The sequence below is a fragment of the Snodgrassella alvi genome (assembly GCF_002777745.1).
Lineage (GTDB): Bacteria > Pseudomonadota > Gammaproteobacteria > Burkholderiales > Neisseriaceae > Snodgrassella > Snodgrassella alvi_D.
The window spans coordinates 1-9,188 of record NZ_MEIO01000034.1; the positions used below are offsets into that span (position 1 = coordinate 1).

Sequence of the window (9,188 nt, forward strand, 5' to 3'; positions counted from 1 at the left end):
CCGGTGCAGCCCGATAAGCCGGCACAACCAGACAATCCGGCGCAGCCAGCCGAACCAGACAGCCAGAGCAAAGCGCCGAGCAGCGCCGAAGGTGCCGGTCAGACCGCAACAGCGGCAACCCCCAGCCACAAAACCTACCGCAACGGCCAGATCATCAGCCACCACGAAATCAACAACCAGAACGGCCAGATCATCGCCAATGGCGGCATCGACCTGACAGCTCATAACGGCCTGAATAACCAGGGCACCCTTAACCTCAACAAACTGCAAGTTAACGGTGCACTACTCAACAACAGCCAAGGCAAACTGCACAGCAAACAAGCCAACATCAACACCACCCGAGTAGACAACCACAGCGGCGCAATCAGCAGCAGCGGCCAGCTACAGATCACAGGCAAAGAACTGGACAACCGCCACGGGCGCATCCAGTCGGCCGAGCGCATCGTCATCGACAGCACCGCAGTGGACAACAGCGACCAGGGCACCATTGCCGCACAGCAACAACTACAAATCCACAGCCAACAGCTCAACAACAGCAACAAAGGACAACTGTGGAGCGGTGGCCATACCGAACTACACACAACCAGCCTCAACAACAGCAACGGTGCCATCGACAGCACCAGCATACAACTGAATGCCGACAACCTGAACAACCAGCAAGGTGCCATCCGTAGTGCCGGCACCCAGCAGCTGAGCATCCGCGACCAACTACAAAATCAAAACGGCCAAATCGGCAGCAACAGCGACCTCCGCATCACCGCCGGAGAGATCAACAACAGCCAAGGTAAAATCAGTGCCGGCAGCCATACCGAGCTGCACACCCACGCACTCAACAACCAAGAAGGCAGCATAGACACAGACAGCCTGACCCTCGAGAGCGACAACCTAGACAACCAACAGGGTGCCATCCGCAGCAACCAGCAACTGAACGCCCAGATCAGCCAGCACATCAACAACCAGCAAGGGCAAATCAGCAGCGCAGGTGACCTACAGCTTAACAGCAGCACACTGGACAACAGCGCGCAGGGTAAAATCATCGCTGGCAAACAAGCGCGCATCCACAACAGCAGCCTCAACAACCAACAAGGCAGCATCGATGCCGACAGCATCGAATTACAAACCAACAGCCTTAACAACCACAGCGGCGCCATTCGTACCAACCAGCAACTGAATGCCCAAATCAACCAGCAGCTGGACAACCGGCAAGGGCAAATCAGCAGCGCCAAAGACCTCAGCATTCACGACCAGAACCAGCGAAGCCTGAGCATCGACAACAGCGCAGATGGCAAAATACTGGCCGGCAACGACCTGAGCATCCAAAGCAAACAGCTCAACAACCCCGGCAGCATCGGTGCCGGTCGTAACGCCACCATCCAAGTGCATGACGACTTCAACGTTGATGCCGACATCAACGCTGGCAACCGCCTGCACCTGAGCAGTCAGGGCAACATCAGCAACAACCACACCCTCAGCGGAGGAGACAGCGTTGTCGTCAACGCCGCCAACATCGACAATCAGGCTAGCGGCATCATCCAGAGCAACAAGCATACCGAATTACAGGCCAACAACAGCCTCACCAACCGTGGCCTGATTAACAGCAACGGCACCACCCTGATACAGTCAGGCAACAGCATCACCAACATCGGCAGCGGGCGCATCTATGGCAACCATGTTGCCATCGGTACCCATAACCTAATCAATCAGGAAGAAACCATCGGCAGCGACAGCAAAGCCGCGGTTATTGCTGCGCGTGAGCGGCTGGACATCGGTGCTGCCAACATCATCAACAAAGAACATGCCCTTCTGTCGAGCGAAGGTGATATCGCCATTGGCGGAGCCCTCGACAAAAACCATCAGGCCACCGGCATGGCCGACAGCCTGATTAACGGCAGCGCGCGTATTGAAGCACAGGGTAACGGCAATATCGCCGTCAAAGAACTACACAACCTGAATAACCACTTTGCATTAGAAGAATACCTGGCCAATAAAGAAAGAATACAGCAATACAAATACCCTGGTCGCACCGAAAAATGGACTGAAGGAGTAGATGGCCATTTTAATTTTAACGATAGTCGAGCCAAATTTACCTTCAACGACGGCAGCACAGCAGTTGTTTACAACAAAAAAATGAGACAGGTTAAATGGTGGGACTTTATCCGTAAAACCTACAAACAACGTGTCAAAGAAAGCGATCCCGGCCAGATCATTATCGGTGGTAACCTGAATATCGCCGGCAGCCACTGGGAAAACAACAACAGCCAGATACTGGTTGGTGGCAACCTTATCGGCACAGACAACCTGCAACTGGACAATATCGAAACCAAAGGTCAGCAGCGCGTCGAGGATAAAGGCAAAGTAGGTTATATCCAGTATGAAAAAGGGGGGCATGCACACACAGGACACTATCATGCCCGCAAAGGAAAAGGTAGCAAATACAGCGATACCACCACAACCACCATCGATCTGGATCAGCCAGTCAGCATCGTCCAGCAGCACACAGCCATTGGTGGCAACCAGGGCAAAGCCAGCACAGCCAATCCAACCGGTCACGAAGCTGGCAACATAAAGAGTAACAACCAAACCAGTGTCAGCAACAACAATATTGCCCAACAGCAGCAACAAATCAAAACTTTAACCGATACCAGCATCAGACTGCCCAACAGCAGCCTGTACCACATCAACCCCAATAACAACGGCTATCTGGTAGAAACCGACCCCGCCTTTACCAACCATAAAAAATGGCTGGGCAGCGACTACATGCTCAGCGCCCTCGGTCAGGACCCGAACAAAATGCAGAAACGGCTGGGTGATGGCTATTACGAACAACGCCTGATCAACGAACAAATTGCCCGCCTGACCGGTTTCCGCCATCTGGAGGGCTACCAGAATGACGAAGAACAATACAAAGCCCTGATGAGTGCCGGCATCACCGCTGCTCACGAAATGAGCTTAGTGCCCGGCATCGCCCTGAGCGCCGAACAAATCGCCCGCCTCACCAGTGACATCGTCTGGCTCGTCAGCCAAACCGTCACCCTGGCCGATGGCAGCCAGCAAACCGTACTCGTACCACAAGTGTATCTCATGGTACGCGATGGCGATATCAACACAGCTGGCGCACTGATCAGTGCCAACAGCATCAGCCTGCACACCAACCAGGACATCAACAACCAAGGCAACATCGCAGGGCGCAGAATCGTTGATTTAGGGGCACAGAACATCAGCAACAGCGGCCTGATCAGCGGCGGCAAAGTTGCCCTCAATGCCAGCAACAACATCGACTTTAACGGCGGTGCAGCACAGGCCAGAGACCTGCTCAGCCTGCAAGCCAACCAAATCAACATCACCACCACCACCGCCACCCACGGCGACCAACACAACGGTGCCACCGTTATCGACCGCATTGCCGGCCTGTATGTCACCGGCAACAAAGACAGCATCCTGGCAGTAGATGGCAAAGCAGGCATCAACATCAATGGCGCCCAGATCGTCAACACCGCCGCTAACGGCCAAACCCAGCTGCGATCCAGCGAAGGTAGCGTCAACCTGAGCACCGTACAGATAGCCGACCACGAAACCGAGGGCAAACTCAGCGACCGCAACCACATGTCCCTGCATCACAGCGCCGAAATCGGCAGCCAGATTCTCGCACAGGGAGATATCAGCATCGCTGCCGGCAAACAAATCAACATTCGTCAGGGTGAAATCGACAGCCTCAATGGCAGCGTCAACCTTTACGGCAAACAAAGCGTAAACATTACCGAAGGCAGACAGACAGCCGATTTAGATGAAGCGTTTTACAACAAATCCAAAGGACTTACCTCCAGCAAAACCAACATCGACAAATATCAGGGACATCATAACGAAGCCGTAGGCAGCAGCATCAGCGGCAAACAAGTCAACATCGGCAGCGATCAGGACATACTGGTACGTGGCAGCAACATCATCTCCCACGACCAAACCATACTCAGTGCCGGCGGTAACATCAACATCCAGGCTGCCCACAACAACTACCAGGACCACGAATACCACGAAGAAAAAAAATCCGGTTTCACCGCCAGCCTGTCCAAAGGCGTGGCCAGCGCCGGCTATAGCAAATCCAAAACCCAGCTGGATCAGCAGGAACAAAACCACACCCTGACCCTCAGCCAGATAGGTAGCCTCAAAGGCAATACCATCATCCAGGCTGATGGCGACCTCAATGCCAGCGCCGCCATCCTCGGCGCCGGCAAAGACCTCACCCTGCAAGGTAAAAACATCAACCTGCTGGCCGATCACATTACCAGCGACCAGCATATCGACCTCAAAACCAAACAAAGCGGCTTCAGCGTCGGCTTCACCTACTCACCGACCATAGCAGCGGCCAGCACCTTCAAAGACGGCATGCGCAGTGGCGACTTCAGCAACAGCATCGTAGGCAAAAACATGCAGGCAGGCGAAGCCGCGTCCAGTGCCGTTCAGGCAGCCAACACCCCCATCGTTGCCACCCTGAATCACCAGCGTAGCCATCAAACCCATGACACATACAACAGCCAGGCCGTAACCACACAGGCCAGCGCAGGCGGCAACCTCAACATCATAGCCACCGACGGCAGCATCAACAGCGAAGGTGCCCGCCTCACCACCGAAGGCAACGCCCTGCTACATGCCAGAGACCACATCAACCTAAACTTTGCCCGCGACAGCCACAACGAACAGGCCAGCAGCAAAAGCAGCGGCTTCAACCTTGACACCCGCAAATGGTCGTCCCCAATCGGCGCAGCACACGACAAAGGCAAAGGACAAGGTCACATCGACAGCGCCCTTGGCACCCAGCTCTCAGCCGGAGGCACCTCCGTCCTCCAGACCACCAGCGGCGACATCAACATCATCGGCAGCAGCGTAGTTGCCGGCGGCAACAACACCATCAACGCTGCCCGCAACGTCAACATCCGCTCCAGCCAGAACAGCATCAGCCAGAGCGAAAGCCACAGCAGCAAAGGCTGGGGCTCAGCACAACTGTCTGATACCGAAAAATTTACCGGCTACATGAGCAGCAAAGACCAGTACAGCAGCAACAACGTCGAACAAATACGCAGCCAGGTAGGCAGCCTCAACGGCAGCGTCAACATCATTGCCGGCGAACACTACACCCAGCAAGTAGCCGACATCATCGCCGCCAACAACCTCAACATCATCGCCAAAGACATCACCATCCTCGATGATGCCAACCACGGCAGCGCCCACCAAAGCAGCAAAGACCTCAAAATCGGCAACTTCACCAAAGTCAGCTCCCCCCTGATAGACCTGGCCAATGCTGCCGACACCCTGCGCCAGAGCAAAGCAGATGACCGCACCAAAGCCCTGCAAACCATGGCCGCCCTAGGTCAGGGCTACACCGCCTACAGCAGCGTCAAAAACATCCAGGATGCCAGCCTCATCAAAATCGAAAGCGGCATCGGCTTCAAAACCAACAAAAGCAGACAGGACAGCAGCTACAGCCAGTCACAGGTCAACCAGCTCACTGCTGGCGGCAACATCAACCTCATCAGCCGCGAAGGTGACATCCATCTGCAAAACACCCAGGTCAACGCCAAAGACAGCATCAACCTCAACTCAGCACGTGACATCCTGCTTGAAGCTGGCCAGAATCGCCAGAAAGCCGATGGTAAAACCAGCAGTGCCGGCCTGAGCGTAGGCGTTGGCGCCGCCATCGGCGCCCAGACCGGCGTTTACATCTATGGCGAAGCTGGCGCCAGCCGTGGTAAAAACCATCTCGATGCCACCACCCACAGCCAGACCATCCTCCAGTCAGACAAACTGAGCCTCAACAGCAAAGGCAACACCACCCTGATCGGAGCCCAGGCCAGCGCCAACCGCATCGACGCCAACATCGGTGGCAAACTGAGCATCATCAGCCCACAAGACAAAATAGACCAGAAAATCAGCCAGAGCGGAGCCAACATCCGCCTGCAAGGCGGCTTTGGCAGCGTATGGGAAGTATCCGGCGGCGTTAACAGCAGCAACGCCTCCGGCCACCTCAACGCCGTCAACCAACAGTCCGGCCTCTTTGCCGGCAAAGACGGCTACCACATCAAAGCCGATAGCATCGACCTGCAAGGCGGCGCCATCGGTTCCAGCGCTGCCAGAGAGCACAACCAGCTCACCACCAACAGCCTCACCTTCAAAGATATCGAAAACCACTCCAGCTTCAAAGCCAGCAACACCTCCATCAACGGCGGCTTCAGCGGCAAAGACAGCACCATTCCCGGCAACCCCAGCTATAACCCCACCTTGCCACAACACGAAAGCGGCAGCGACCACAGCACCACCCATGCCACCATCAGCCCGGGACAAATCACCATCAACGGCAAAGCCACCAGCGTCGAAGAAATAGGCATCCACAGCGACATCGACAGCGCCCACAACAAAGTCAACCAACTGCCAGATCTGCAACAGATCATGGACAAACAACAGGCAGTAGCCGATGCCAGCGCCACCATAGCCAACAGCGTACGCACCCTCAGTGCCGATATGGCCAGAAAAGCCGATCAGGAGCGCAAGCAGGCACGAGAAAAAGCCGAGCAGGAACTACAAACCAACAACCCCGAGCTGTGGCAGGATTACAGCCAGCTCAGCGAAGATAAAAAACAACTCGTTCTCAGAGAAACCAGCAAAGACTACCGCGCAGCAGACGAACAAGCCCAGTCATGGGGTATCGGCGGCGGTAAGAGCCGTGCCCTGAATGCCGTCACCAGTGCCGTCACCGGCATCCTTGGCGGCCAAAGCAGCCTGCAAGCAGCCACCAACGCCCTCGCACCGTATGCGGCAGAGCTGATCGGCAAACAATTCGGCCATGGAGAGAACCAGAATCAGGCAGCGCAGCTGGTAGCCCATGCCCTGGTAGGCGCCATCAGTGCGAGCGTCAACGGCGGTAATGCCGCAGCCGGAGCCGTAGGGGCGAGTGCCGCCGAACTGGCAGCTCAATACCTGATCAAACAACTACCCAAAGATCAGTACCCTGAAGCCATAGACCCGAGAACCGGCGAGATAGACCCGAACCGCTTACCGGAAAATGTCAAAGCCAGCATCAGAGACCTATCATCAGCAGTAGCCACCGTATCAGGCGGGCTAACCGGTGGTTCACTGATTGATGCGCAGATAGCGGGAGTGGTCGGGCAGAATGCGGTGGAGAATAACCAATTTGACTTAATCCAGCTAATATCACCAGCATCAGCAGCGATGTTGTCCAAGGATGCAAAACACAGAGAGGCTATGAAACTAGCGCATCAAATAAGGATGGCGAGCTCAGCAATCACAATAGTTCAGGTAGGAGGTGGTTATGCAATAGCAGGAGTAGGATTAGTAGCTCCAGAAGCAATAGGAGCGATATACTCAGCATGTAGAGTAAATCCGGCAGGATGTACAGTTGTCACAGTAGAATCGGCAGATATACTAGCCGGACTGGCCACTGGAGCTGTAACGGTAAATAATTTACCGGCCTCAGCGATAAAATCGACAAGTAAGATTGGCGGGAAGTACGCGGAAGAGATTGGTCAGATAGGTAAAGAGGCTAGTAAAGATTCGGCTAAGACTGGAAAAGGAGCGACCAATGCAGGAGAATATCTTGAAGGCTTCAAACCATCACCAACACCTGCCGAATTAGTGCAGCAACAAGCAGGTCAAGCAAGTAAGGTTACAATAAATACCGAACACATTTTAAATGGTGAGATTAAAACTTATAAAGATGGAACAAAAGTAGGCACTGGAGGACATTACTTAAGAGATCCAAATATTAAAGTAGATAAATGGACTGGTGCTACTGATTCAAATGGTGTCTCAAAAGGTTATATATCAGTAAGAGATCCAGCAACAGGGAAATGGTATAAAAAGCAGGGGGAAACAACTTTTTTCCCAGAACATTGGTCTAAACGTCAAACTGAGATGGAAATTAAAAGTGCTTTTGAGAATTCAAAAAGAATTTCAAATACAGAGAGATGGGAAGGAGTTTCTACTAGCGGTCTAAAAATACAAGGTTACTATAAAAAGCCTAATGGTACAGGTGCGACTGCTTGGCCAATTTATAAAGGAAAAAAATAAAATGTTAAATGATCAAATTATATTCTGGTGGAGCGATTCATATTTTATTCCCACGGGAGGTAAACTTACAAAATATGCTAATAGTGAAAAAATATTTGGTTTTGGAGCAAGAGAAATTGCAGATTGGTTAGCATGTGATCTTCAATATTCAATAAACTCAGTCAATATTTGGATTAACAATCTCACCGATTTAGAACATAGCCGAGCACCCGATGGCATGTTTGGTATTGGTAATGCGCATTGGGTATTAATAAAGGGTGATTATGTGTTTATCGGCACTGAGTATGTCGAAGAACAGCAAGTTATCATGACTAGAGAGCAGCTTTTATATGTTCTAGAGCAATATAAGACTTTTTTAGAAGGAGATTATAACGATCCCAATAATCCGCCAGATCCTATTGATGTTGAATTTATAGCAGAAGGCCAAGAAGCTATTGACATGTATAACGGATTAGAAGGCTCCCAGCTGGTTCCTTACGCTTGTTAATTGGATCTCCACTTAACCGTGGAGATCATCCTCTTAGCAAGTAATATTAAAAAAGATTTAGGCTAAATCAACCTATACAACACACTAAATGGCAGGATTATAACCCACTCAGCGAAGACAAAAACAACAGGTACTAAACGCCCTCGCACCGTATGCGGCAGAGCTGATCGGCCAACAATTCGGCCATGAAGAGAACCAGAATCAGGCAGCGCAGCTGGTAGCGCATGCCCTGGTAGGCGCCATCAGTGCCAGCGTCAACGGCGGCAATGCCGCAGCCGGAGCCGTAGGCGCGAGTGCCGCCGAACTGGCAGCGCAATACCTGATCAAACAACTGCCCAAAGATCAGTACCCCGAAGCGATAGACCCGAGAACCGGCGAGATAGACCCGAACCGCTTACCGGAAAATGTCAAAGCCAGCATCAGAGACCTATCATCAGCAGTAGCCACCGTATCAGGCGGGCTAACCGGTGGTTCACTGATTGATGCGCAGATAGCGGGAGTGGTTGGGCAGAATGCGGTGGAAAATAACCAATTTGACTTAATCCAGCTAATATCACCAGCATCAGCCGCAATGTTGTCCAAGGATGCAAAACACAGAGAGGCTATGAAAATAGCGCATCAAATA

3 protein-coding genes are annotated in these 9,188 nt (G+C 52.8%); all 3 read left to right on the forward strand.

Annotated features, from left to right (window positions below; genetic code table 11):
• On the forward strand, positions 1-8,076 hold an 8,076-nt coding region (locus BHC51_RS05145; RefSeq protein WP_100153495.1), incomplete at its 5' end, for a hemagglutinin repeat-containing protein.
• Between the two features lies 1 nt (position 8,077).
• Entirely contained in the window at positions 8,078-8,563 is a 486-nt protein-coding gene (locus BHC51_RS05150; RefSeq protein ID WP_100153496.1) for a hypothetical protein, read from the forward strand.
• 166 nt (positions 8,564-8,729) lie between these two features.
• A partial coding sequence (locus BHC51_RS13280; RefSeq protein ID WP_373885680.1) for a VENN motif pre-toxin domain-containing protein occupies positions 8,730-9,188 on the forward strand: 459 nt, incomplete at its 3' end.

Bases quoted from the DNA above. Each gene is read 5' to 3' on its own strand.
- BHC51_RS05150 (WP_100153496.1), top strand. From the start codon at position 8,078: ATGTTAAATGATCAAATTATATTCTGGTGGAGCGATTCATATTTTATT.